This window comes from Treponema sp. JC4, from assembly GCF_000260795.1.
In the GTDB taxonomy this organism is placed as follows: Bacteria; Spirochaetota; Spirochaetia; order Treponematales; family Treponemataceae; genus Treponema_D.
On record NZ_AJGU01000001.1, the window covers coordinates 127,794 to 153,571 of the forward strand.

21 protein-coding genes and 1 riboswitch are annotated in these 25,778 nt (G+C 42.1%); of the genes, 11 read left to right on the forward strand and 10 right to left on the reverse strand.

The annotated features are described in order from the left end of the window. The first annotated feature begins 16 nt into the window (after positions 1-16). The gene (locus tag MSI_RS00565; RefSeq protein WP_009102552.1) at positions 17-907 is read left to right on the forward strand and encodes a TatD family hydrolase; all 891 of its coding nucleotides are present in this window, start codon (positions 17-19) and stop codon (positions 905-907) included. On the opposite strand, the gene MSI_RS00570 is transcribed toward MSI_RS00565, so the two are convergent. Continuing rightward, complete coding sequence (locus MSI_RS00570; protein WP_009102554.1) at positions 890-1,498, reverse strand: 16S rRNA pseudouridine(516) synthase; 609 nt, start codon at positions 1,496-1,498, stop codon at positions 890-892. The two genes, MSI_RS00565 and MSI_RS00570, sit on opposite strands and share 18 nt — an antisense overlap. Further along, a complete protein-coding gene (locus MSI_RS00575) occupies positions 1,479-2,450 on the reverse strand; it encodes a DNA methyltransferase (protein ID WP_009102556.1) in 972 nt (323 codons plus the stop codon). Before MSI_RS00575 ends, MSI_RS00570 begins: the two co-directional genes overlap by 20 nt. A gap of 45 nt (positions 2,451-2,495) precedes the next feature. Here MSI_RS00575 and MSI_RS00580 point away from each other — a divergent pair, with 45 nt between their 5' ends. Next, positions 2,496-2,978, forward strand: coding sequence for a YkgJ family cysteine cluster protein (locus MSI_RS00580; protein WP_009102559.1), 483 nt, complete (start codon positions 2,496-2,498; stop codon positions 2,976-2,978). A gap of 101 nt (positions 2,979-3,079) precedes the next feature. On the opposite strand, the gene MSI_RS00585 is transcribed toward MSI_RS00580, so the two are convergent. Continuing rightward, positions 3,080-3,439 carry a hypothetical protein gene (locus MSI_RS00585; RefSeq protein ID WP_009102561.1) on the reverse strand — a complete coding sequence of 120 codons (360 nt, stop codon included), beginning with the start codon at positions 3,437-3,439 and terminating at the stop codon, positions 3,080-3,082. A gap of 15 nt (positions 3,440-3,454) precedes the next feature. Beyond that, entirely contained in the window at positions 3,455-5,410 is a 1,956-nt protein-coding gene (locus tag MSI_RS00590) for an ABC-F family ATP-binding cassette domain-containing protein (protein WP_009102563.1), read from the reverse strand. A gap of 243 nt (positions 5,411-5,653) precedes the next feature. Here MSI_RS00590 and MSI_RS13695 point away from each other — a divergent pair, with 243 nt between their 5' ends. Genes MSI_RS13695 through MSI_RS00605 form a run of 3 tightly spaced genes read left to right on the forward strand, consistent with a single transcriptional unit; the run spans position 5,654 to position 8,978 of the window. Next, positions 5,654-6,715 (forward strand): leucine-rich repeat domain-containing protein, encoded by a 1,062-nt coding sequence (locus MSI_RS13695; RefSeq protein ID WP_009102565.1) that lies wholly within the window; start codon positions 5,654-5,656, stop codon positions 6,713-6,715. A gap of 35 nt (positions 6,716-6,750) precedes the next feature. Further along, the gene (locus MSI_RS00600) at positions 6,751-7,695 is read left to right on the forward strand and encodes a hypothetical protein (RefSeq protein WP_009102567.1); all 945 of its coding nucleotides are present in this window, start codon (positions 6,751-6,753) and stop codon (positions 7,693-7,695) included. A 14-nt stretch (positions 7,696-7,709) separates the two neighbouring features. Then, entirely contained in the window at positions 7,710-8,978 is a 1,269-nt protein-coding gene (locus MSI_RS00605; protein WP_039923804.1) for a hypothetical protein, read from the forward strand. On the opposite strand, the gene MSI_RS00610 is transcribed toward MSI_RS00605, so the two are convergent. From MSI_RS00610 to fliS, 3 genes are all read right to left on the reverse strand, one after another. Beyond that, on the reverse strand, positions 8,955-9,479 hold the full coding sequence (locus tag MSI_RS00610; protein WP_009102572.1) for a dihydrofolate reductase: 525 nt from the start codon (positions 9,477-9,479) through the stop codon (positions 8,955-8,957). The genes MSI_RS00605 and MSI_RS00610 overlap by 24 nt on opposite strands. Before the next feature lie 87 nt (positions 9,480-9,566). Then, positions 9,567-10,040 (reverse strand): flagellar export chaperone FlgN, encoded by a 474-nt coding sequence (gene flgN, locus MSI_RS00615; RefSeq protein WP_009102574.1) that lies wholly within the window; start codon positions 10,038-10,040, stop codon positions 9,567-9,569. A 14-nt stretch (positions 10,041-10,054) separates the two neighbouring features. Continuing rightward, positions 10,055-10,495 (reverse strand): flagellar export chaperone FliS, encoded by a 441-nt coding sequence (fliS, locus tag MSI_RS00620; protein ID WP_009102576.1) that lies wholly within the window; start codon positions 10,493-10,495, stop codon positions 10,055-10,057. Positions 10,496-10,639: 144 nt separating this feature from the next. On the opposite strand from fliS, the gene ftsH reads away from it, so the two are divergent. The 5 genes from ftsH (at position 10,640) to MSI_RS00645 (ending at position 18,271) form a co-directional block, all read left to right on the forward strand. Further along, positions 10,640-12,658 (forward strand): ATP-dependent zinc metalloprotease FtsH, encoded by a 2,019-nt coding sequence (gene ftsH, locus MSI_RS00625; RefSeq protein WP_009102579.1) that lies wholly within the window; start codon positions 10,640-10,642, stop codon positions 12,656-12,658. A 137-nt stretch (positions 12,659-12,795) separates the two neighbouring features. Further along, the gene (locus MSI_RS00630) at positions 12,796-13,461 is read left to right on the forward strand and encodes an outer membrane lipoprotein carrier protein LolA (protein ID WP_009102580.1); all 666 of its coding nucleotides are present in this window, start codon (positions 12,796-12,798) and stop codon (positions 13,459-13,461) included. Next, positions 13,462-14,565, forward strand: a complete 1,104-nt coding sequence (locus MSI_RS00635; protein ID WP_081481330.1) for a RodZ family helix-turn-helix domain-containing protein — start codon at positions 13,462-13,464, stop codon at positions 14,563-14,565. After that, positions 14,558-15,988, forward strand: a complete 1,431-nt coding sequence (gene rimO, locus MSI_RS00640; protein WP_009102584.1) for a 30S ribosomal protein S12 methylthiotransferase RimO — start codon at positions 14,558-14,560, stop codon at positions 15,986-15,988. Before MSI_RS00635 ends, rimO begins: the two co-directional genes overlap by 8 nt. Positions 15,989-15,997: 9 nt before the next feature. Continuing rightward, entirely contained in the window at positions 15,998-18,271 is a 2,274-nt protein-coding gene (locus MSI_RS00645) for an ATP-dependent helicase (protein WP_009102587.1), read from the forward strand. Between the two features lie 101 nt (positions 18,272-18,372). On the opposite strand, the gene MSI_RS00650 is transcribed toward MSI_RS00645, so the two are convergent. The 3 genes from MSI_RS00650 to MSI_RS00660 form a co-directional block, all read right to left on the reverse strand. Beyond that, positions 18,373-19,803, reverse strand: coding sequence for a sodium:alanine symporter family protein (locus MSI_RS00650; RefSeq protein ID WP_009102589.1), 1,431 nt, complete (start codon positions 19,801-19,803; stop codon positions 18,373-18,375). 83 nt (positions 19,804-19,886) lie between these two features. Continuing rightward, positions 19,887-19,983: riboswitch (glycine riboswitch) on the reverse strand. A 44-nt stretch (positions 19,984-20,027) separates the two neighbouring features. After that, positions 20,028-20,867, reverse strand: coding sequence for an RNA polymerase sigma factor RpoD/SigA (locus MSI_RS00655; RefSeq protein WP_009102592.1), 840 nt, complete (start codon positions 20,865-20,867; stop codon positions 20,028-20,030). A 399-nt stretch (positions 20,868-21,266) separates the two neighbouring features. After that, positions 21,267-22,922 (reverse strand): putative manganese-dependent inorganic diphosphatase, encoded by a 1,656-nt coding sequence (locus MSI_RS00660; protein WP_009102595.1) that lies wholly within the window; start codon positions 22,920-22,922, stop codon positions 21,267-21,269. Positions 22,923-23,030: 108 nt separating this feature from the next. On the opposite strand from MSI_RS00660, the gene MSI_RS00665 reads away from it, so the two are divergent. Next, positions 23,031-25,772, forward strand: coding sequence for a transporter substrate-binding domain-containing protein (locus tag MSI_RS00665; RefSeq protein WP_009102597.1), 2,742 nt, complete (start codon positions 23,031-23,033; stop codon positions 25,770-25,772). Positions 25,773-25,778 lie beyond the last annotated feature (6 nt).

Consider the following 25,778-nt stretch of genomic DNA (forward strand, 5'->3'; position numbering starts at 1 on the left):
CTGATATAATCGCCATATGTTCAGCGATACACATTTTCATTTTCAGAATATGACAGAAAACCGCGGAGTTGACGGAGTAGCGGCCTTGACTGCAATGGCTGCCCGCAATTGCAAATTTGGTCTTGATATTGGAACTGAGGCAGATGATTTACTCAGGCGGGAGCACTGCCTTGAGAAAGCGATAACTGCAATGGATTTTGGAGCAGCAGAGAAGGCTCGTGATTTTGTTTATTTTTCTGCCGGAATCTGGCCTAGTGTGGATGAAATTCATGCCCGGGCTGAACGCATTGAAGTTTTAAAGTCTCAGATTGAGACTGCTGCAAAAGACGAAAATCAGGATACTATGCATAGAAAAATTGTTGCTCTTGGGGAGTTCGGACTGGATCACCACTGGAATCCTGCGGGAGCAGACGGCCGCTGCGAAAGTGATTTTGACAGCGAAACTTTTTTTGGCGAGCAGGAACTTTTTGAAATGCAGCTGAACCTTGCCCGCGACATGAAGCTTCCTTCTATTATACATAGTCGAGATGCCTTTGAAGATACTCTTGAATGCATTAAGCGGGTTGGAAATCACGATGGAATTATTCACTGTTACAGCTACGGACTTGAAGAAGCAAAGAAGTTTCTTGATTTAGGCTGGTACATCAGTTTTTCCGGCAGCGTTACTTATACCAAAAAATCAAAAATGGAAGATATGCTGGCTCTGCTGCGTTATGTGCCGGAAGACCGCATTTTGTGCGAAACAGATTCTCCTTATCTTGCTCCTGTGCCTTTGCGTGGTCAGGCCTGTTCTCCGGTTTTTGTTGAGCATACTTATAAGTTTGTTGCAGATGCCCGCGGTGTGAATCCTGAAACGCTGAGCGAGACGGTAGATAAGAATATTCAGACTTTATTTTTTGAAAGATAAGATTTCTTCTTGTGTAAGTTCCCGGTATTGACCGGGGGCAAGATTTTGATCCAGCTGAAGGCTGCCGATTGAAAGGCGGTGCAGGGCGATAACTTCGTTTCCAAGTGCAAGAAAAATGCGGCGGACTTCGTGGAATTTGCCTTCAGTAACGGTGATGCGGCATTGTGTGGCACTTAGCCATTCAAGATGGGCTGGGGCGGAGTCTTGTTCCGGGGCTTTATGGTCCGGGGGCAGGGTAAGGCCGGCGGCACTTTTTTTGATGTAGTCTTCTTGCTCTGCAGGTGTTTCGACCGGCGTTTTTAGAGTTACAAGATATGTTTTTTTAATGGCAGATTCCGGTGCTGTTATGTGGTGGGAAAATCTGCCGTCGGTAGTCAGAAGAAGCAGGCCGGAACTTTCAGTATCCAGGCGCCCTACCGTGTGTAAACGGCAGCCGCGTGGGGCAGAAGATGCCTGCTTCTTCTTATCATCATCTAAGAGAGAATAAACAGTAGGATGCGAATCCGAGGCAGTGGCACAAACGGCGCCAAGAGGCTTGTTCATCATCAGGTAGATGTGGGGAAAGTCTGAGTTACGGGCGGTTTTTCGCATTTGCGGCCTTTATGAGGTTATTTGTGTTGCGTTCCCAAAAGACACCGTCGGAATAGCCCTGAATTGAGGTGTCTGAGTCTGCCATGGCAAGGCGTTTTTCTGCCAGCATGGCGTATTCTTCGTTGAGTTCAACTCCGCACCAGCGGCGACCAAGTTTTTTTGCAACTACGCTTGCAGTTCCGCTTCCCAAAAATGGGTCAAAAACTATGTCGCCCGGACGGCTGCTTGCTAAAATCAGTTTTGCATAGAGTTTTTCTGGCTTCTGGGTTGGGTGGTCGGTGTTTTCCGGCATGGACCAGAAGGGTACGCTGATGTCGTCCCAGAAGTTAGAAGGGCAGGTGTCGCGGAAGTTTCCGCTTTCTGTTTCTTCCCAGTCTTTTGGTGCGCCTCCCTGCTTGTAAGGTGCAATTACGCGACGGCGGATTTTTACGGCTTCCAGGTCAAAATAGTAGTCATCGGGATTTTTTACGGCAAACCAGATGTCTTCCATTCCGTTTTTCCAGTTTGATTTTGCGCCGCGTCCTTTTTCCCGCTGCCAGGTGATACGGTTTAATATTGTAAGTTCTTTTTGAACGGCTCGCTGAAGGGCAGAAGTACATTTCCAATCTCCGCAGATGTAAAGGGAGCCGGTTGGTTTGAGTTTTTTGCAGACTTGAGGAAACCAGCTTGCTAAATATTCGTCGTAAGCTTCTTCGGATCGGGCGTTAAAATGAAGCCCGTTGAAGTTTCTGGTCAAATTATAGGGCGGATCAATTATGATCAGGTCTGCAAACGCGTCCGGGAGTTTTGGAAGGGCAGCCAGCAGGTCGGCATTTATCGTTCGGTTTATAAAAGTATTTTCGTCCGAATCGGAAACGCCCTCTGCGTGCATCAGGCGGGATGAAAGTTGTGCCTTATCTTCCTCGCTCAAAGTAATAGTTCTGTTTCGCGGTGCACGTTTTTTTTCTTCCATATTTATGATAATATCAGAAGCGCATAGTTTTTTTAAGAGGATTTAATGTCAGACTGTATTTATAAAAACGGACTTAATTTTGAGTGTCAGCGCTGTTCATTTTGCTGCGGCCATTCGCCTGGCTTTGTTTATCTTTCTCACCGCGATTTAACAGCCCTCTGTACTCATTTTGATATGAGCGAAGTTGATTTCGCCCGTAAATATTGCCGCTGGGCGGATTATTACTACGGAACTCAGGTGCTTGCCCTGCTGGAAAAAGACAATTACGACTGCATTTTGTGGGGTGCTGGCTGTACTGCATACGAAGCCCGTCCTGTTCAGTGTTCAACTTACCCTTTCTGGAGCTGGATGCTTGCTGACAACAAGACCTGGAACGAATGTGCTGCTGACTGCCCCGGTATGAACAAGGGGCGCAAATGGTCTTTTGAAGAAATTGACGCCCAGAAGCGCCGTTACGATGCCAACATCCCGTTGGACCGCCGCGATTTTGAAAAAATGTTTTGCGAGGGAAAGGAATTCAGGTTATAGGTGTTAGGTTATAGGTACTAGGATGCAGCGTGATACGAAAACTAAATTCGAGAAGAAAACTCAGCGTCAAACCTAGAACCTAACACCTAGAACCTAACACCTCAAACCTCTTCCTCTTCGGTGTCCATAAACAAATCGAGGAGTTCTTCCAGCTTGTCGTATTCTGCAAGGTCAGCCTCTTTTTGCGGGCTGTCCGGGTGGATTAAAAAGTTATCGGCGTAAGTTGCAATAAAATCGTAAACGGCGGTAATGCTTTCTTCGTCCATCTCGGCAAGGTCGTCTATTGTCTGAACCGTCTTTAATATAGAAGAAAGTAAATCAATATCGTCTGCGTAGTCCTGGCAGATATCTTTGTATTCCGGCGTGCCCAGGTCTTTTACGTAATCCCTGCATTCCTTCATGTCTGCAAGGGCCTTTTTGAGAGTTTCTATAAAAAATATATCTAATTCTTCGTCTGTCATTTTTCTTTCCTGTGCCTAAGCTAATGCCGCCAGTTCTTCCCAGCGCGCATATTTTTCTTCCAGTTCTGCCGCAATCTGATTGTAGCGTTCGCCCGCCGCCCGTGCAACTTCAAAATCGGAAGAAGCCATTTTTTCTTCCAGTTCTTTCTGTTCGGCTTCCAGAGCTGGAATTGCGGCATCAAGCTGTTCGAATTCTTTCTGTTCCTTAAATGTAAGCTTTTTCTTAGGGGAGGGGGAAGTCTCCCCCTGCGCTCCAAAGTCCTCACTCGCTTTGCTCGCTCCGGTCTTTTCCGCTACCCTCTCTGCGGGCTCAGACGCCGCCCGCAACGCCTGCTTGTTCTGTTCCTCTTTCCGTTTTTCTTCTCGGTATTCAACATATTCACTGCACTTACCCACAAAACCTGAAATGCTTCCGTCGTCTTCCAGAATAAAAAGGGTGTCGGCGCATTTATCCATAAAGTAGCGGTCGTGGCTTACGAGTAAAAGACAGCCTTCGTAGTTCATCAAGAACTGTTCCAGTATGTTCATTGTAAAAATGTCAAAGTCGTTAGTTGGCTCGTCCAGAATCAAAAAGTTAGGATTCTGCAGCAAAAGGCTTACAAGGTAAAGGCGTTTTCGCTCTCCGCCGCTCAGGGTGCTTACCATACTGTGCTGGATTTTTCCTTCAAAACCGAACTCTTCCAGAAATTTTGTGGCACTGACTTCTTTTTTGCCGTCGTTCAAGGTCATGCGCTCGGCAGTTTCCTTAATGTATTCTAAAACGGTAAGGCTTGTGTCCTTAAAAACCGGATTCTGGGTGTAGTAGCCGAACTTTGTGTTTACGCCAACTTCCACGCTGCCAGTGTCCGGCGCCAGCTGCCCTGTAATTATGTTCAAAAAGGTGGATTTTCCGCTTCCGTTATCGCCAAAAATCCCGATTTTCTGTCCTTTGGTGAATTTGTATGAAAAGTTTTTGATAACGGGAGTTGTTTCTGTGTTTCCTGAAAAACCTTTTGGAAAGTTTTTACTTATGTTATGAAGTTCCAAAACCTTTCCGCCAAGTCGTTTTCCTTTTACTTCAAAAGTAAAGCCTTTGTCTGTGGCAAATTTTTCCCGGTTGATAAGCTGCATGTCCCGCTGGATTCTTGCCTTAATTTTTGTTCCTCGTGCACATGGGCCTCGTAAAAGCCAGTCGCGCTCAAAGCGAAGGACAGATTCTATGCGGCGTTCGGTGTTGGCTTCAATTTCTGCTTCTGTTTCCTTTTTTTCAAGGTATTTGGAATAGTTTCCCTCGTAAAGTTTAAGCTTGTTGCGGGCAAGTTCGTAAATGTTGGTGCAGACAGCGTCCAAAAACCAGCGGTCGTGGGTTACCATTAAAAGGGATCGCTTCATGTCGTGCAGGTAATTCTGCAGCCAGGTGATGGTGCTGATGTCCAGATGGTTGGTCGGCTCGTCCAGAAGAAGCAGTTTTGTGTCTTCTACCAGAACCTGTGCCAGGGCAACCTTTTTTATCATTCCGCCGGAAAGAGTGCCCATTTTGCGGGTAAGGTCGTGGAGACCTAGAGTACCTAAAATTGAAGAAATCTGAGCTTCGTAATTCCAGAGTTCCTGCTTATCCATCTTTTCCATGGCAGCGTTGTAGGCCTTCTGCGATTTTTCATCATCACCAAGTGCCGCACAGGCATCCATATATTCGCGGATTGTGTTGAGCTTTGGAGAGTGGCTTTTAAAAATATGTTCACGGATTGTGTCTTCCGCATTGTAGGTCGGGTTCTGCGGCAAAAAAGAAACTCCGCAATCCCGGTTGATTGTAATAGTTCCCTCGTCGGGCTGTAAAACTCCTGCAATCGTATTCAAAAGAGTAGATTTTCCGGTTCCGTTGCGTCCAATTAAGGCTGCTTTTTCGCCTTCCTGAATGCCAAAAGTAACTCCGGTAAAAAGCGGCTTTTCCCGCCCGATTTTTGCAAGATTATTGATAGAGAGAAGATTCATATTGTTATAGTAAAGATGGAGCCTTATAGCGTCAACTGACCGCAGGGCAGTTGATTAGCAGCATAGAGAGAGTGATAGTTTTAATGGATTTTTTAAGCTGCGGCTTATATATGTTCTAGGGTGCAGGCGCTAGGGGCAGAGAAATTTCTTTTGATTTTCTCATTTACAAGCCAGCTTCATTGTTTCTAATTAAAAACTTTGTTATAGTTTTTTTAATATATTCTAATAAAAAGAGGGAAAAAAATGAAAAAACTATTAAAAACACTCGCTTTGGCAGCGTTAGGATTTACGCTGTTCTCCTTTTCGGCTTATTCAGATGAAAGTTCCTATGATGAAACTTATGACGAATCAGATCTAGTCTATTTCTATTGGGATTCAAGCTATAATAGTTACAAAGCTTATGCTGAATACAAGGCAGATTTTTTATATGAATCGGGCAATACAGAAGATGCATTCTGGTATTACCGCGTTCTGGCATATTTCTATCCGCGATATTATAAAGGCTGGTGGGGAATTATCAGATGTTTTTCCGGCGACTTTAAGAATCTTGATTTTGTAGACAGCGAAATTCTTATTGCAAAACTTGAAAAATCAGATTTTAAATCAGCAAAGAAAAAGAATGAAAATGATGTTCTTGCACAGTGGAATAAGGAACTTCCGGCTATTCAAAAAGCAAGAAAGGAACGCGCTGAACTTGAAGCTAAAAAACGTGCTGATAATCTTTACAATATGAAATTTGTAAGGCATAACGGAGTTCTCGAGCAGTACAATGGAAGTGACCCTGAAGTAATCATCCCTGAAGATGTTACTGTAATCGGACAGGCTGCATTCCGACAGACATGCGTAAGCAAAGTCGTTTTTCATAAAAATGTAACTGAAATCCAGAAGGATGCCTTCGCAAACTGTGGTTCACTTAAATCAATTTCAATTCCTTCAACTGTAAAAGTTATTGGTGAAGGAGCCTTCCGCCAGTGCATGAATCTTGAAAGCGTTGAACTTCCAGGCTCAATTAAAAAACTTCCAAATAATCTTTTCCAGGGCTGTAAGCGCCTTACAAATGTTCAGATTGGAAGAGGAACTGAAGAAATCGGAAAAAGTTTTACCAGCTGTGAGTCATTGGCAGCAATAACAATTCCTTCTTCTGTTACTATAATTGCCGAATTTGCTTTTTCAGGCTGTACAAAACTTACGGCAATTTCAATTATGAATGACAAGGTTACTGTTGGAAAACGAACATTCTTTGGTACACATCTTGAAAATAAGGATGCATTTGTTGCCCGCTTTGGCGAAGCTGCATTCTATTAATGAAATAGTATTAAATAAAAAAGAGACTTTATAAAATGAAAAAACTGATTTTAATCGCATCATTAATTGCTGGTCTTTGTTCAAGTATTTTTGGTGAAGAATTTCCTCCATCATGGTTCTCAAACAAGCTTACTTTTACAGAAACTGAAATTACCCGCAAGAATGCTGACGGTGTCTGGGTTCCATTTATCGACAGAACTTATACTGCCTGCGAATTTGTAAAGGTAACTGATGAGATTTATTCTCTTGATATGGCCCGCGATGCCGCTGAAAAGAAGGCCTCTGAAAGACTCGATGAATATTTCAAGGATTATAAAATCCCTGAAGGATTGAAGGCTAAGCACGTTCTTGCCGGCTACAAATATAATGATTCTTTGGCTGATGGTGGCGCTTATGTTAAGGTTGATGTTACTGTAAGTACTGAAAAAGCACCGGAAATTAAAGCAGCTGCCATTGGTTCAGATTTCAGAAAAGATACATCAGAACTTTCTGAGCTTCCTCGTGTTTTGGCTTATGAAGGTTCAAGACTTACTCTCGTAGATAAAATTAATTTTGGTTCTGAAGAATCTATTGAATCTCACAAGGTTTCGTATTTTAAAAAGCAGGATGCCTATGGCACGCCAAGCAATCACACAACAGTAAAAGAAGCCCTTTATTATCCGGATGGTGTTCTTGTTTATGATACGATAATTAAGTTAGACAATTGTCTTATGGAATTCCGTTTGAAAAATATTATTAAGGGAAGAAAAACTGTAATTATTATCCGTACAGACGTAAATTCAACAAACAGTGAGCTTAAAATTGATTATAACGGAAAAGAATATACTTCCAAAATAGAAAGAGATTTGAAAAACCGCTGGAGAAACTCAATCTTTGAAGTTGAAGAAGGAACCATTGTTGAATATTCTCCAATTTTTCATATAACAGACCTTCCTGCCAAACAGGGAATTGCTTCAATCTGGGTATATCAGCTTCTCTAGTTTTTAAGGATATTATGATGAAAAAGTATATTTCATATTTTTTCGAAGGACTTGCTTTCTTGCTGGCTTTTGTTTTTGCATCCTGTGCCTCAGTTCCCCGCGTGATTTTTCCTCAGGACGGAATTTATTCTTATGATTTTGACCGTTATGTTGAAAATGTTGAACTGGCAGTTATTTATAAAGCTTACGGAATGGAGGCCTTTCAGATTATTCAGAAAAAATCTGTAGGAAATGCCGTTTACATGCAGGGCGGCTCTTTTATTGAGCCTGAAACTGGAATTATGATTTCGATTTCTGCTTTGGGAAACGTTTCTAGCCCGGACAATCCTTCTATCAGCGGAAAATATAAGCGCAACGGAGAATTTTTCTTTCAGGGATATTATGAGGAAAATTCTCAGGTTTTGAAAATCGCTATCAAGGGAATCCTTCTCCCTACTGATGCATCTTCCCGCGCTTCAAGTAAGTACAACGGTGATTTTGTCCTTGTTGATAACGGAACCGAGCGAAAGCAGAAAGTTAAGATTGAAAACGGAATTTACACCTGGGAATACGAGGACAAGCAGGCTGATGATTTTACAACCTGGCCGACACTTGTTGCTCCTGACGGTTCAATCCACTGTGGTTTTGAAATGACTGTGCACACCGGCGTAAAAGGCGCTTCTGATATGGTTGTTTCAAGCAAGAATGAAAGTTTTGGAAAGGTTACCCCTGACGGAACAATTTCGCTTAAAACCCTTACTAAAAATTCCGGAACAGGACAGTCTGGTGCTTCTGAAGAAATTACATTTAACGGAACCCGCGGTACAGAAAATCTGAATCAGATTACAAAAGATGAATCGGATGATTCTTCAGTTGAAAAATATTTCACAAAGAAGCGAAAACCTATTCAAAATCAGGTAAAGGAAAATCCGCCTGAATGGTATAGTGATTTTATCGATAATGATGAAGAATACATTTACGGTTCAGCCCGAAAGACTTTTGATGATAAAAATTCTGCCTTAAAAATTGCAGAAATTACTGCCGCAAGTCAGATTAAAATGACACTTTCATCAGAAGTTCAGGTTCATTCTGAAGCAAAAAAATCCATGTCTCAGGATGATTCTTCGGGAACAAAAATTGAATCAAGTTTCTTCAGCGCCGTAGACAGTTTTTCAAAAATCAACATTCCATATGTCGTAAAAAACAGTTTTTATGATGAAAAAACAAAAACTGCTTACGTTGTAACAGCCCTTTCTCGAGCTGAAGCTGAAAAACTTTTATCAAAGGCTGTAAGTAATAAATGATAATTTGACGGCCTTTTCGTCCGTAACCTTTTTTTCAGAGATTTTGAATTTACTTTCATCAATTTCTGGAAAAAAGGTGTCGCAGTCATAATCTGCATCTATTTGTGTTGTGTAGATTGTTTCTGCAAGGTTCATGCCTTCGCGGTAAATGCCTGCACCGCCGCAAAGAAAGATTATTGGATTTGTAAGCAATAGTTGTGGACGGGAAGGAAGAATCTCGTTTGTAGAATTAATTTTTTCTGCCAGTTCGATTGCGGCTTCCAGATTTTTTACAGTGTAAAGATTTTCGCCTTCAAATTTTTTTGTGGAAGAAACTACTATATTAATGCGGCCTGGCAAGGCTCTTCCAAATTCCTCAAAGGTACGTCTGCCAAAAATTACAAAGTTTCCTAAAGTCAGCGTTTTGTAATAGGCGCGGTCAGTCGGAAAATCCCAGACAATTTTTCCGTCTTTTCCAATGCCTCGGTTTTTCTCAAACGCCACAACTATTGCTATCTTCATAATTACATTCCTATGTTCAACTTTTCGCAGAAAAGTTGAATGATGCGGCTAGAACAAGTGGCATTGTAAACTGCATTTTTAGCCGCATCAGGCTTCCACTTCTACCAGCTGGCTGACCGGCTGTTTCTGGGCATAAACGCTTGTAAGGTTTCTGTAAGGATTTTTAAGTCCGGCAAGCTGCATTTTAATCTGGCCAAGATGTACTCGGAGTAAATCACGGTTGATTTTATTCTGGGCAAGCACGCGTTCCTGTAAAGAATTGAGTTCATTCTGAAGGTCGTTAATTTCTTTATCCTGTTCTGCGCCAGGTGCAGCCGAATGGTACATCTTTTTCATAGGGATGATAACTTTCTGCAGGTTCATAAGATTTTTTACAACCTGCTGTTCAAGTTCAGTATGGGCAAGCAGGGCTTCTGTGTTTTCGTTAGAAATTGAGTCCTGCTGTTTTTCGAGCACAGTAAGATATTCGCGGAATTTCCCCCTCTGCTGTTCAAGCAAAGTTCTGAATCTGCGTAAAATTGCCACCCTTTCGTTTAATTCTTCCTGTGTAAGTTCTTTCATAGTTTTTCCCCGGGTTATCCCTGAATGTTCAGTGCCCCTCGAACCTGTGCAGCCGGAGCATTTGCCGTACTGTTTGCAACGGTTCTCCATGATTCAAGAAGGTCGTTCAGCATTTTGTGAACTTCTTCAAGTTTTGCCTTATCCTTTTTAATGGAACCGTCAAGAAGCTGCTGGTTAAAGTAAATGTACAGTGCCATAAGGTTTTTTGCTATATCTCCACCCTTATCCATGTCCAGACTGACCTGAAGTTCGGTGATAATAGCCTGTGCTTTCTGAATAAATTTTCCAAACTGTTCAATATTCTGTGGTTTTACGCTTCCATCTGCTTCAAAAAGCTTGATTGCTCCGCTAAGGTTTTTTACTGCGCCTTCATAAAGCAGAACAACCAGACGTCCCTGACTTGCAGTGGTAACGTTGTTTTTCTGATATGCAGAATATGCGTTCTGATATGCCATAGGTTCCTCCAGAAGAAGCGCCTGTTTTAACATGACGCTCCATCGTCTTAATCTTCGGCAGCTTAATTTTATACTTTAGAGTTTTTTTTATGGAAAAAATCAGATTTTATTTGTATATTTATTCTATTATATTAGGAATTTACGATGGCAGAAGATCAGAACCTGAACAACAAGAACGAAAAAAATGATGAAAATGATCCGTACAAATTTTTCAAATTTGCCGGAGTTGAAGAAGATAAAGATAAAAAGAACAATAAACGCCGCGGCGATGGAAAATTTCCTTTCTGGCCGATTCTGCTTGTAGTCCTTTTTGGACTTGCAGTAATGGATATGTTTGTTTTCTCTAAATCAGACGGTTTAATTGACTATTCTGATTTCCGCTCGATGGTAGAAAACGGACAGATTGTTTCTGTAGAAATCGGCGAAAACTATTTTGTAGGCTACGGTCCTGAGCGCGCAAGTGATTCAGGCTCTTCGGTTGTAAAGGGAATTCAGCTTTTCCCTGTAAATCAGAAATCTGGCCGCGTTTACAAAACTGCAGCTGTTCTTATGGGAAACTTTATTGAACTTCTTGATTCAAAAGGTGTCCGCTATAAGTTTGTTGTAAAACAGAACAGTTACCTGATGCAGCTCCTTATCAACCTGATTATTCCTTTCGGAATCATCTTTTTGATGTACTTCTTCCTCTTCAGAAAAATGGGAGGAGGCGGCGGTGGAATGGGCAGCATTTTCAATGTTGGCTCAAGCCGCGCTAAGGTTGTTGAAGAAGGAAAAATCAAGACCCGCTTTACTGATGTTGCGGGCGTTGATGAAGCAAAAGACGAACTTGTTGAGGTTGTAGACTTCCTTAAGCAGCCTAAAAAATACACTGATATTGGTGGTAAGATTCCGAAGGGTGTACTTCTTGTAGGTGACCCAGGAACCGGTAAAACTTTGCTTGCCCGCGCTGTTGCTGGTGAAGCTGGAGTTCCTTTCTTCAGTATTTCAGGTTCTGACTTTGTTGAAATGTTTGTCGGCGTTGGTGCCTCCCGCGTCCGCGATCTTTTCCGCCAGGCCCGCGATAAGGCTCCATGTATCATCTTTATTGATGAAATTGATGCCCTTGCTAAATCACGAGCAAACGGTTTCAGCTCTAACGACGAACGCGAACAGACCTTGAACCAGCTGCTGGTTGAAATGGACGGTTTTGATAACGACAAGGGTCTTATCGTACTTGCCGCTACCAACCGCGTTGATGTTCTTGATCCAGCAATTCTTCGTCCAGGCCGCTTTGACCGCCAGGTTCCTGTTGAAAAACCTGATGTTAAGGGCCGTGAAGAAGTTCTTAAGATTCATGCAAAGAACGTTAAGCTTGATGATGATGTAGATTTTTCTTCTATTGCACACGGAACTACAGGCTTTGCCGGTGCTGACCTTGCAAACGTTGTAAACGAAGCTGCTTTGCTGGCTGTCCGCAACGGCCGCAAGAAAGTTACTATGGAAGATTTTAATGATGCTATTGATAAGGTAAGCATTGGTCTTAAAAAGAAGAGCCGCAAGGATAATGAAAAACAGATGCGCCTTACTTCTGTTCACGAAACTGGTCACGCTCTTGTTGGTGCCTTTACTCCGGATCATCCTCCTGTAAATAAGATTACGGTTGTACCTCGCTCTCATGGAATTGGCGGTTATACTCAGTACCGTGAAGAAGATGAAGAAAAATTCTGCATGACTCGAAAAGACATGATGAACGAAGTTGACGTTTGTCTTGGTGGACGCGCTGCCGAAGAAATCATTCTTGGTGATATTTCTACCGGTGCTTCAAATGATATTGCCCGCGCAACTTCTATCATAAAAGATATGATTACTGTTTACGGTATGAGTGAGCGCTTTAAGAATATGACTTTGGGTAAGGGGGTTCTAGGAAACCGTGGCGGCGAGCCTAACCTTATCCGTGAGTTCTCTGAACAGACTCAGAACTTTATTGATGAAGAAATTGCCCGCATTATGAACGAGCGCTACGAGCATGTACTTGGCATTCTCCGCGAGCACAAGGCTCTCCTTGAATACATTTCTGACCGCCTTAAAGAAGTTGAAACAATGGACGGTAAGGAATTCTACGAAATTGTTAAGGGCGAGCAGCACTGCAAAGAAATTACTTCAGGAGAAAATGTAGAGAACTAGGAGCCGAGTGGGACGCAGGCAGAAATTAAGGGGGGACCCGTGAGGGGAGTTACCTTGATTTTTGCCGTCGCTGGGACCCGCTCGGATTTTTATGCGTAAATAGACACTATTCTTATTTATCATTATAATTATTTTCTATGAAAAAACTTTTATTTGCAGTCTGCGCTATTTTTTCTGCCTCGCTTTTTGCTCAGAGCATTACAACTGCGAGTGCTTATTTTAAGACAATTTCTGAATACTACGGCACTCTTAAAGATTACGAAGTAGATTTTGAAATCAAAGTTGATAAAACTGAATCTGCCGGAAAACTTTCCTATAAATCACCTGACCTTATCCGAATGGATTATTCAAATCCGGAAGAGCAGGTGATTGTTTTTAACGGTGATACCCTTACAATTTATCTGCCAGGTTCTAACGCAATTTTGCAGCAGGATGTAAACACAAGCGGAAACTCAGCTAATTCCCTTGCAACTCCTCAGGGACTGTCGCTTTTGAGCCGCTATTATACAGTTGCTTATGAAACAGGCCAGAATGCCGAACCACTTGATGAAGAATCAGATGAAATGGTTGTAAAATTTGTGCTTACAAGAAAAAGTGCGGCAGAAGCCTTCCGTTCAATTAAAATCTGTGTAAATGAAGGAACAAAACTTATCCGCCGTGTAGAAGCAGTTACTCCAAAGGGAGAAACCTTCCTTTTTGATTTTTACGACTATAAATTGAATCAGAATATTACAGACCAGCGCTTTATTTACGATGCGCCTTCATCTGCAAACAATTACAACAACTTCTTGTTCTCGGAGTAAATGATGGAAAGCTATGGTGAATTGCTGAAGAAAACCCGCGAAGCTAAAAACGGTGACCTTGATATAATTGCTCACGAAATTTCTATAGAAAAACGCTATCTTATCGGCCTGGAAGAGGAAGATGATTCAGCCCTTCCCGGAAGTGCCTATCTTAAAGGTTTTTTACGCAATTATGCCATTTATCTTGAGCTTGATCCGGAATATGTTCTTAAGCTTTATCACAATAAGGAACTGCAGGAGTCTGGTGTTCCTGAAGGACTTTACGAACCGATTCATACTACAAGAAACATTCTTCCGATTCTTTTACCTATTGCCCTGCTTGTCTGCATAATAGGAATTATTTCTGGCCTTTTGATTGTAAAAAAATACAAGGTTACAGAAGATAACGTTCTTCTTTCCGGTTCAAAACGCAGCAATGTATTTGAGCTTTCGGATAAGAAATTTTTCCAGCGTGTTTATAAGGGTGACCAGTTTCTGGTGCCTTCTGACAATAATAATCCGATTGTTGTAACTGTAAGCAGTACTTTAGGAACTTTCGGCCTTGCAATGCCAAGCGGAACTTATTACGTTGAACTTTCTGAAGAGTCTGAACTTGATGTTGACGGCGATAATGTTTCTGACATGATAGTTTACGTTTCTGACATTTCAAAAACTGATGAAGCCCGTGGTGCTGAAGTAAGCGTTCTGCTCCGTCATGGTGCTCTTGCTCAGGCCAGCGGTATGAGCGATTCTGATATGGCAGAAATTGAATCTGTTGTAGACGTAAATCTTAAGAAAATCCAGCGTACTCTTATAGAAGATAATCGTGCTTATCCTTTTACAATCAATGCAAGCTTCCGCGATTCCTGCCTCTTCCGCGACCGTGTGGACAATGCTAATTCTGTTGAAGGATATTTTGCCAAGGGAGATGTATTTACAGCAACACCTCATAACAGAATCCGCCTCTGGATTTCTAACAGTAACGCTGTAAAATTCTCTGTAATTGCAAACTCGCGCTCTTATGATCTTGATATGGGCGCTGCCGGTCAGGTACAGGTTGAAGACATTAAGTGGATTAAAGATACCGACGGCAAATATAAACTGGTGGTTATTGAACTTGACTAAACAGACATTTTTTATTGATCAGCACGGATGTGCCAAAAACCAGACTGACGGCGAAATCATGTCAGGCTTTCTGGAAAGGGAAGGTTTTACTCAGGTTTTTGATGCAGATAAAGCTGATTTTATTCTCATTAATTCCTGCGGCTTTATTCAGTCTGCAAAAAAAGAATCAATTGACGCAATTTATGATGTAAAGGCTGCTTATCCTGCTTCTAAAATTGTACTTACCGGCTGTCTTGCAGAACGCTATGCAAATGATCTTTTTGAATCTATGCCTGAACTTGACGGCGTTTTTGGAAACGGAGATCTTTCAAAAATTGCAGGCTTTATGAAAAAGGTTAGCGGCGGTCAGCGTGCAGTTCAGACTTATGATCAGTGTGGAGTAAGTTCTGGTCAACGTAAAAAACTTATGAACTTTAAAGGAAGCGCTTTTGTAAAAATTACGGAAGGCTGTTCCAACCATTGTTCTTTCTGCGCAATTCCTTTAATTCGCGGTGAACTTAGAAGCCGCCCTATGGATTCAATTATATCTGAAATTAAAGAGCTTACTGGTCAGGGCGTTTACGAAATCAATCTGATTGGTCAGGATCTTGCTGCCTATGGTACAGGAGAAGAAGATAAGGAACTTCGTGCCGGCTTGAATCCTGTGCGCTCGCCTTTGTGCCAGCTGCTTGAAAAAATCAGCGGGCTTGAAGGTGATTTTATTGTCCGCCTTTTGTACATTCACCCGGATCATTTTAATACAGATATTCTTTCTGTGATGAAAAAAGACAGCCGCTTTGTGCATTACTTTGATATTCCTTTCCAGAGTGGTGATGATAAGACGATTCTTGCGATGAACCGAGTTGGTTCGCAGAAAAAATACATTGAACTTGTAGAAAAAATCCGCTCAGAACTGTCAGACTGTATGCTGCGTACTACCTTCCTTGCTGGATTCCCTGGTGAGACTGACGAAGCTGCAGAAAATACACGCAGCTTCCTAAAGGCAATTCAGCCGGACTGGTCTGGCTGCTTCCCTTACAGCCGCGAAGAAGATACTCCTGCCTGGTCTATGAAGCCTAGAGTTCCTGCAAAAGTTGCTCAGGCTCGTGCCGATGCCCTGGTTAAACTTCAGACAGAAATTACAAATGAGCGTTTAAGCCGTTTTGTTGGACAGACTGTAAAGGTACTTGTAGAAGAAATTATTAATGCTGGTGAAGAAGACGGTGGTCTAGCAATTGGCCGCGGCTGGTTCCAGGCTCCTGAAGTTGACGGCAGCATAGTTATCCGCTATGACCTGGATTCTGAAGCAGAAAAAGCAGCGGTTATGCCGGGTAACGTAATTAAAGTTCAGATTCTTGCAAGCACTGGCGTAGATCTTGATGCCCGCTTTGAAGGACTTGTAAAAGAATTCCCTAAAAATTCAGGCCTGCAGTTTATTTCCTAGGAGGCCTTTATGACCGAAAGCTTAGAAAAATATCTTTCTGTTTTAAATGAAGAGCAGCTGGCGGCGGTAAAGCATGAAGGCTCTCCGCTTTTGATTCTTGCTGGTGCCGGTTCTGGAAAAACCCGTGTAATTACTACAAAAATTGCCTATTTGATTGGTGAAAAGAACATAGATCCCTGGTCTATTCTTGCCGTAACCTTTACTAAAAAGGCAGCAAATGAAATGAAGGAGCGTGCCGTTGCCATGGATGAACGCGCCGCTTCTGCCCAGATAAGAACCTTCCACTCTTTTGGTTCCTGGTTCCTTCGTAAATATGCCGAAAAAGCCGGTCTTGATCCTAACTTTACAGTGTATGATGACGGGGATATGGAAACTCTGGTAAAAAAGGCTGTGCCTGAGCTTGGAAAAAAAGAGGCAAAACTTGCCGCTCATCAGATTTCTCTTGCTAAAGACTACTGCCTTTTTCCGGAAGATGATTTAAGCAGCATTGGTTCAGAGTTTGATTTAAACGACATTTATAAAAAATATCAGGCAAGACTCAGGGCGACTGGAAATGCTGATTTTGGTGATTTGATACAGCTGCCCGTCCGCGTAATGGACGAAAACCCTGACATTGCAGATTACATTCATTCGCGCTTTAAAGTTGTGATGGTAGATGAGTATCAGGACTCAAATATCGCGCAGTATAAGCTTTTACAGAAACTTTCGGGCTACGGGGACGGCGCCTCAGAAACTTCTAATTATGTCTGCGTTGTTGGTGATGATGACCAGTCAATCTATCATTTCCGCGGTGCCGAAGTTGAAAATATTCTATCTTTTCCAAAGAAGTTTCCGGGTACAGAAATTATCCGCCTGGAGCGCAATTACCGTTCGACAGGAAAAATCCTTCATGCAGCAGACCTGGTTGTAAGTAAAAACCAGAACCGTCTTGGAAAAACTCTGGTTGCCGACCGCGGCGAAGGAACTCCTCCTGTTCTTGCCTTTCTGGACAATCAGAATGCAGAGGCAGTTTTCTGCGCAGATTTGATTTCCAAGTCTGTTATGGGAAAAGCAAAATATTCTGACTGGGCAATTCTTTACCGAACCAACGCTCAGTCTCTTAATTTTGAAAAAGAGTTTTTGCACAGGAAGATTCCTTATGTTGTTGTGGGCTCGTTAAAATTCTATGAGCGTGAAGAAATCAAGGATGCCCTTGCCTATATTTCGCTATGTGCAAATCCCCGCGATGAAATTTCTTTCCGCCGTGTCGTAAATAAGCCTGCCCGCGCTCTTGGCGAAAAAACTCAGGATAAAATCATGGAAAACGCCGTTGATTTTGCGGCAGACGGCACTCCAGTCTATTCAAATCTGATTGAAGCCTGCCGTTCTTCTGCTCCTAACCTTTCTAAAAAGGCTAGGGAAGGGGCAGAAGCCTTTTGTAAAATCTTTTCTGAGTTAGATGGATTTTTGAGCGAGCGTACAAAGGAGCTTTCGGAAGGAAAAGAGTCTTCTTATCATCTTTCAGATTTTATTGAGAGGGTAATTAAACTTTCTGCCCTGGATGAATATCACAAGGCTAGTGATGAAATTGAAGGAACTCAGCGTCTTGCAAACCTTGAAGAGCTTGTAAACTCTGCAGGCCCTTATGAATGTTCGATTGAAGGACTTACGGAATTCCTTGACGCAATCAACCTTGATCGTACTCTGGAACTTTCTGACGGAGAGGTCAGTGAAGATGCTGTAACCCTGATTACAATTCATAACACAAAGGGTCTTGAATACAATAAGGTTATTATTACCGGTCTTGAAGAAGGTATTTTCCCTAGAATAGACAAAACCGGTGCTGAACTTGAAGAAGAACGCCGTCTTTTTTATGTTGCTGTTACCCGAGCCAGAAACGAGCTTTATGTTACCAGCTGCGCCAGCCGTTATATGTACGGAAGTCCTCAGTTTTTGAGGCCAAGTCCATTTATCTGCGAGTCTGCTTCTGCCTTTACTATGATTGGTCAGATTCCTTTCAGTTTTAAAAAGGCTGCTGCGGTAGAACGTTTTGCGGGAGTTGGAAAGAAAATTGAAGGTTCACAGTTTGATGCCCATTCGTCTTCTCATTCTCCTGAGGAAGAGGAAATTTTAAAGCGATACAAGAAGGGCACTAAAATCTATCATGATGATTACGGTTATGGCGTAATTGAAAAGTGCGAAATTAAGGAAGATGAAATTGTTGCCATTATTCAGTTTGAAAACGGCGCAAGAAAGAAGTTCCTGCCTAAATATCAGAAGAAGTCACTGGATGTTATAAAGTAGATTTTACCGGGGGGCGTTGCGGGGGTGCCCCCCGCTAGAAAGGGTAGGCGGCAACGAAGTGCCGCCGTAGGGAGAGACTTCTCCCCCTTTTTCCTTCCTTATTACAATTTAGGATACTTGTCGAAGTAAGCTTTTGTTTCCTTAGCTACGATTCCGCTGAGAACAATCAGAGAAATACAGTTAGGAATTGCCATCAAACCGTTTGTAATGTCGGCAATTGTGAATACGGCGTTTACTGTGAAGTAAGGTCCGATTGCAATTGCGGCAATGTAAATAAGACGGTAGATGAATACAAGCTTCATGCGGCCGTTTGTGATGTATTCAAGACATTTTTCTGAGTAGTAGTCCCAGCCCAAGATTGTTGTGAAAGCAAAGAAAGCAAGACAGAGCATCAAGAGGAACTGAACTGAAACACCATCACCACCAAGGTTGAAAGAAAGAGCGTTTGCTGTAAGTTCAACACCCTTCCAGCCGTTAGCCTGATACTGAGCGAAGAAGTCTGGATTTGTAAGAGCGAGAGTGATTGCAAGACCTGTCATTGTACAAACGATAAGAGTATCGATTACTGTACCTGTCATGTTTACAAGACCCTGTTCAACTGGTTCGTTTGTCTGAACTGGAGCGGCTGCGATTGGAGCAGAACCGAGACCAGCCTCGTTAGAGAAGATACCGCGTGCAATACCTTTCTGCATTGAGTCTGTAATCTGTTTGAGAGTCCAGCCTACTGCACCACCGGCAAGAGCCTTGAAACCGAAGGCTGATTTTACGATGAGTACGAATGCTGCAGGAATGTGAGTTGCGTTCATGATGATTACAGAGAAGCCGAGGAATACATAGATGATTGCCATTGCTGGAACAACTTTTTCTGCAACCTTAGAAATGCGGCGAAGACCGCCAAGAATTACGAGAGCGGCACAAACTGTAACTACGATACCGCCGATTACAGTTGCCCAGGTATACTGAGTTTCGCCAAGTGTGAAGGCGATGTTTTTGCTCTGTGGATCGAATGCCATGTTTACAGCAGAAGTGATACCGTTGATCTGAGTCATTGTGCCGATACCAAGCAAACCTGCAAGAACTCCAAAGATTGCAAAGAGAACTGCAAGCCACTTCCACTTTTTGCCCATTCCTTTTTCGATTGTATAGAAAGGTCCGCCCAAAACGTGGTCTTCTTTTACTTCGCGGTATTTGATTGCAAGCATACATTCGCTGAACTTTGTCGCAGTTCCCAAGATTGCTGCAATCCACATCCAGAAGAGGGCACCTGGTCCGCCGGCTGCAATAGCTGTTGCAACACCTACGATGTTACCAGTTCCGATTGTCGCAGAAAGTGCTGTACAAAGTGCTGAGAAGCCAGAAAGTTCTCCGTGACCTTCGTTTTCTTTAAAAATTGATTTGAAAGCTCGTCCGAGCTTTGTGAACTGAAGTCCGCGAGCGCGGATTGTCAGGATTAAACCTGTTGCCAGAATAAGAACGATTGTCGGGATTCCCCATACTACATCGTCGATGGCGTTGAGAATAGAGTCGAACATTATATTCACCCTTTTAAAATAAAATAGAGTTTGCGTCTTGCCCCTTGGCAATTTAGCAAACTCTCCAGAGTAGGAATGGAACTTTTTTTTGCCCTGTCCTTTGTGCCTGAGATATCGGCTGGAATAGCCTTAACCCTTCGGCGTCCCGCATCTTTGCAGGAACTCTCCAGAGAATCAGTACTTCAAAACACGTTGATGCACTGACCTCTATATTTTATAAGAAATTAGGCTGCGTAGTCAACAAGACGGCGGGCACGGGTCGGGTGCTGAAGTCTTGTGATTGCTGTCTTTTCAATCTGGCGGATACGCTCTTTTGTAAGGTCGCAGTGTTCTCCAACTTCCTTAAGGCTCATAGCCTTCATTCCATTCAAGCCGTAGCGCATTCTGATTACGCGGCTTTCGTTTGGCTTAAGGGTATCAAGAACGCGGTTGATGTCTTTAGACATAGACTGCTCGATGATTTTTTCTTCTGGGCGAACGTTGATTGTATCTTCCTGGAAGTCTGCAACATTTGCCTTGCTTGAATCTGAGCCAGAAACTTCTGCGTCTAAAGATACCATTTCGCGGCTGATGTTAATCATTTCTCGAACGTGGCTTGTGCTCATATTAAGCATAGCAGCAATTTCTTCGTATTCCTGATGTTCAGTTTTCTTTCCGTGAATTGATTTGCGGGCGTGTTCAATCTGAACAAGTTCGTTTGCACGGTTGAGTGGAAGACGGATTGCGCGGCTCTTTTCGCAGATTGCCTTAAGAATGCTCTGGCGGATCCACCATACAGCGTAAGAAATAAAGTGATAGCCTTTTGAAACGTCGAACTTTTCGATTGCTGTCATAAGTCCGATGTTTCCCTCGCTGATGAGGTCTGTCATATCAAGTCCGTGATTCTGATATTTTTTTGCAACGTTTACAACAAAGCGGAGATTTGAGGTTACGATTTTATTTTTTGCAAGCTTGTCGCCGTTCTTAGCTTTTACAGCCAGTTCGTTTTCTTCTTCGCGTGAAAGGAGTGGGATTTTGTTGATTTCTTTAAGGTACATTCCCAAAACTTCGTCATCGTATTTCATTTTCTTGCCTCCGCAATATCTTTTTTCATAAGATATATAGCAATAAGTGTGCCAAGTGTGAAATTTGATGAAAAAAATTTGAGAAAATTTGTTAAAAACAAAAAATCGTACAAATTTTATGAAAATTTGAACGATTTTTCTTGCCTTTTTGGCCGTTTATTATTATCTTGTGGTCTTTTTTGACACAAGGGGGATTTTTAAGGGAATTTGTGGGTAAATTTGACACAGATTTATAATTTATCGGAAATCTACTGACTGTAAGGCAAAAAATGCGTAGCGCGGGTTCCTGTTTTGCGGAGTTTAGAACGCGGGAAATTTATATAATAATTTCCAATCCGCGTTCTCGGCGGAGCAAAATAGGGTTCCGCGCGAAAGCATTTTTTTCTTACATTTGTATAACTATTTCAAATAATTCAAAACAACTTCCGTAATGAGCGGTACCAGCTGCTTTTTGCGGGAAACTACGCCCTGCAAAAAGTAAATATGGTCATCCTGCTTTGGCCAGTTGATAAAGGATATGAATTCCTCTTCGCAGTCAATCAAGAGAATGCTGGAAAGAGTTGTAATGTCGGTAACCAGAAGACAGGAGAAAAGTCCCTTGCGGCTGCGGCGCTCAATTTCCAGTTCCTTAAAGAATTCAGCCTTGCGGTCAAGAATTTCTTTTGTGCTTCCAACTTCAATCTGGCTTACAGTGTAAACAGCCTTGCCTTCTGTGTATTCCTTCATATCCTGGCGGACAAGTTCACCTGCGGCACGGTTACCGATTCTGCTTCCTGCAAGAATGATTTCGTTTCCAAGAGTCTGGATATCAAGGTTTGAAAGGTCAGAAAGATATTCCGCTGTGTCGATATCAGCCTGAGTTACAGTTGCGGACTTCAAAATCAAAGTGTCGCTGAGGATTCCGCACAAAAGAAGGGAAGCAATGTCCTTTGGAATAGGGATTTTTGCCTCGCGGTAAAGACTTGTAATCAGAGTTGCGGTAGATCCAACCGGCTTATTAATAAAGGTAATCGGGTATTTTGTAGAAAGGTTTCCCAGTCTGTGGTGGTCGATGATTTCGAGAATTTTGTAGTGATCAAGACCTTCTACCGCCTGACTAGGCTCGTTGTGGTCAACAAGGCAGACTTCTACGTTTGGTTCGCGCAACAAATCGTGCTCAGAAATAATGCCAATTACCTTGTTTTCGTTATCTACAACCGGAAGATATTTAATCAGGGAGTTGAAAAGTATTTCCTTGATTTTTGAAACGGTGTCATTCTGCTGAACCGGGGCAATTTCCTTATCGCCGATTACGCTTACAGGCATGGCAAAGGAAATCATCTCTGAAGTAGGCGAAGTTGAGTAAGGACTGATTAAAACGCTGACTCCTGCCTTTTCTGCCTGCTCGCGGACTTCCTTTTTAAGGGCAAAGCCGGAAGTAATAATAAGAACTTTTACCTTGTGAGTAATGCAGAGCTGGTGAATGTCTTCGCGGTCGCTGGCAATTACAATTAAATCTTCGCTGGCGTGGGCTTTCAGGTTGTTTTCAAACTTTTTGGTAGAAGATGAGGCTACAAGAACGTGGCCTTTGAAAATCTTATCAGCTTCAAAAGTCTGAACGAGTACCTGGGCATTTAAAGTTTTCTGAATCAGAGAAAGGCTTGTAGAAATAAAATTGTGCTTTTCCGGATTCATGAACTTAAGAACGCCTGCCGCAAAGCCTGTGTAGTGAAGCATGGAAATGTATTTTCCATCAGCATCAACTACTGGAAGAACGCGGAGAGACTTCTTTTTCATAAGACCGATTGCTTCCCAGATTGAAACGTGCTGCTGAACGGTTTCGCAGCCCTTTGGCATAAAATATTCAACCTTTGGAATCAGGTCTGGAACATAGTGGGGACGGGTAAGTCCGAATTTTTCAAAAATGTAAGTTGTCTGAGGATTCAGATGACCTGCGCGGGCAGCAATATATTCAGGATAGCCCATCAGGTTTTTAAGCTTTGCATAAGCTACGGCACTAACAACAGAATCTGTATCCGGATTCTTGTGCCCGATAACGTAAATTGTTTTATCCATGGGGATAGTTTAGCATTTTTACGGGGGAATTTAAACGAGTTCAGCCGCTTCCTGATAGTTATTCTATCAGCGTGTCTAAATTATGAAATTATGTTATAATTCGAAAATATGAAGTTATTTAATAGAATAATATTTGTTTTGTTTTGCATTTTTTTTATCAATTTTAATGTTTGTTATGCAGAAAATCAGCAGAAGAAAGTTATAGTCGGATATTATGAAAATGAAGTTTTTCAGGAAGGTGCTGAAGCGGGAGCTGTAAAACGCGGTTATGCCTATGAATATTATCAGAAGCTTTCTGAATATACCGGCTGGAAATATGAATATGTTTATGGAAATTTTTCTGAGCTTTACAATCTGCTGCTTGAAGGAAAAATTGACCTGCTTGCGGGACTTGCCAGAAAAAAGGAGCGGGAATCTCTTATCAGCTATCCTGATTTTCCCATGGGAGTTGAAAAATATGTACTCTTGAAACACAGTCAGGATTCAGAAATCACAAATGACATTCAGAGCCTGCGCAATAAAAAAATAGGTGTTCTTGAAAGTGCTATGGTAGACAGCCTTAAGAATTATCTGGCGGGAGGAAAGGTTTCTGCTTTTGTTGAAACCTTTGCTTCTTATGATGAGCTTTTTGCAGCCTTTTATGATAAGAGAATTGACCTTCTTGCAACTGAAGGTGACGGAACTTACGGAAAACATGATGCCGAACTTTTGTGCTATTTTGGAAGTACGGACTATTTTCTCTGCGTGAGTAAAAAAAGGGCAGATCTTTTAAAGCAGTTGAATCAGGCTCAGATTCTTATGGACATTGAAGAGCCGAATTATCTTTCAAATCTTCGTTCCAAATACTATCATTCTACGGTTTCCGGCAGGGCTTTGACGGACGCTGAAAAAAACTGGATAGAAAATCATCCTCTTTTGCGGGTCGGTTACCTTGAAAATTACATACCTTACAGCGGAACTGATTCTAAGGGTGATGTAACCGGAATTGTAAAGGATGTTCTTTCTCGCATGGCAGGAAGACTGGGACTTTCGGAAAAAGCGCTGGTTTACCTAAGTTATGATAATTATTATGAAATGATTGAGGCAATGAGCCGTAACGAGGTTGATGTAGTATTCCCGGTCGGCGGCGGACTTTACTATTCTGAACAGAACGGAATCTATCAGTCGCTGCCCCTCATTCAGTCTTCTGTATATCTGGTGTCGCAGCCTAAGTCTGGAAATGACGTTTTTGCCGTAAATAAAAATAATGCAATGCAGGCTTATTATATAAAAACTTACTTTCCAGATGCCAAAATTGTTGAATTCGACAGCATAGATGAATGTCTTAAGGCTGTTGCCAAAGGGCTTGCTGACTGTACTACGGTAAATGGTCTTAGAAGTGATATTTTAAGAAACCGTGAGTATAAAAAGTTTTTTGTAAGGCAGCTTACCTCAACTGATTCCCGCTGCTTTGGTGTTAATATCGGAAATGAAGGACTTTTAAAGCTTTTAAACCGTGGAATTAATATGGTCGGCGCTGATTCAGCTCAGAATTTTGCCTACCGTTATACAGAAAAACTTTACAGCTACAGGATTTCAGATTTCTTACTTGATCATATCGGGCTTGTTATTCTTACAATTCTGGCAGTTTTATTTACCGCCATCTATTTTATTGTACGCGATGCAAATCATTCCAAAAAGGCGCTTGTGGCAGTTGAGTCTGCAAATAAGGCAAAGACCCTCTTCCTTGATAATATGTCCTACGATATTCAGACTCCTATGAATTCGATTATCGGTTTTACTTCCCTTGCTGCTGCCAATATCAACAGGAAGGAAAAACTTCTGGATTACCTTAAGCAGATTACGGTTTCCAGCGAGCATCTTTTTGCAATCATTAATAATATTCTTGATATAAGCCGCATTGAAAGTCAGACGGTTTTTCTGAATGAGGATGAAATTAATCTTCCGCTTTTTATGGAGGATATTACAGCAATTCTTTCTCAGAGCCTCAGGGAAAAAAATCTGGATTTGACCTTTAATCAGAATATTGCAAATCCGAATGTCAAAACTGATAAGCTCAGGCTTCAGCAGGTGCTTCTGAACATTCTTGGAAATGCAATAAAATTTACTCCCTACGGAGGAAAAATTTATTTAACCATTAAAGAGCACACTTCTGAGGAAAAAATTGATTCAGAGCCAAAATCCCTCTTTGAAATCATCATTAAAGATAACGGAATTGGAATGAGTGAAGAGTTTTTGAATGTCATTTTCCAGCCTTTTGTCCGTGATAAATCTGGCCTGAATCAGAAGGGACAGGGAAGCGGTCTGGGGCTTGCCATTTCTAAACGTATTGTAAACCTTATGGGCGGAGATATTTTTGTTACAAGTAAGGAAGGCGTGGGAAGTGAGTTTGTAATAGAACTTCCATTAACAATCTGCAATTTTGCTGTCTTGCAGGATGAAAAAAATGCTGATGGGGTGGATTTTTCCGGTAAAAGGGTACTTGTTTGTGAAGATGTTGAAACAAATCAGATTATTATAAGAGATATGCTGGAAAACTCAGGATTCCTGGTAGAACTTGCCCGTGATGGAGTTGAGGCGGTAGAAAAAGTCAGACTGAATCCTGAGAATTATTATGATGTAATTCTTATGGAAACAAAGCTGCCTGTTATAGACGGCTATGAGGCTGCAAGGCAGATAAGGGCACTGACTGATCAAACAAAAGCCATGCTTCCTATTGTTGCAGTTTCTTCTAACGCTTATGGCGATGACCGTGCAAAAATATTTGAATGCGGAATGAATGCCTTTTTGACAAAGCCTTTTAATATTCCAAGTCTTATTAATGCAATTAAGGGGCTTGTTGCCAATTAAAAAGCC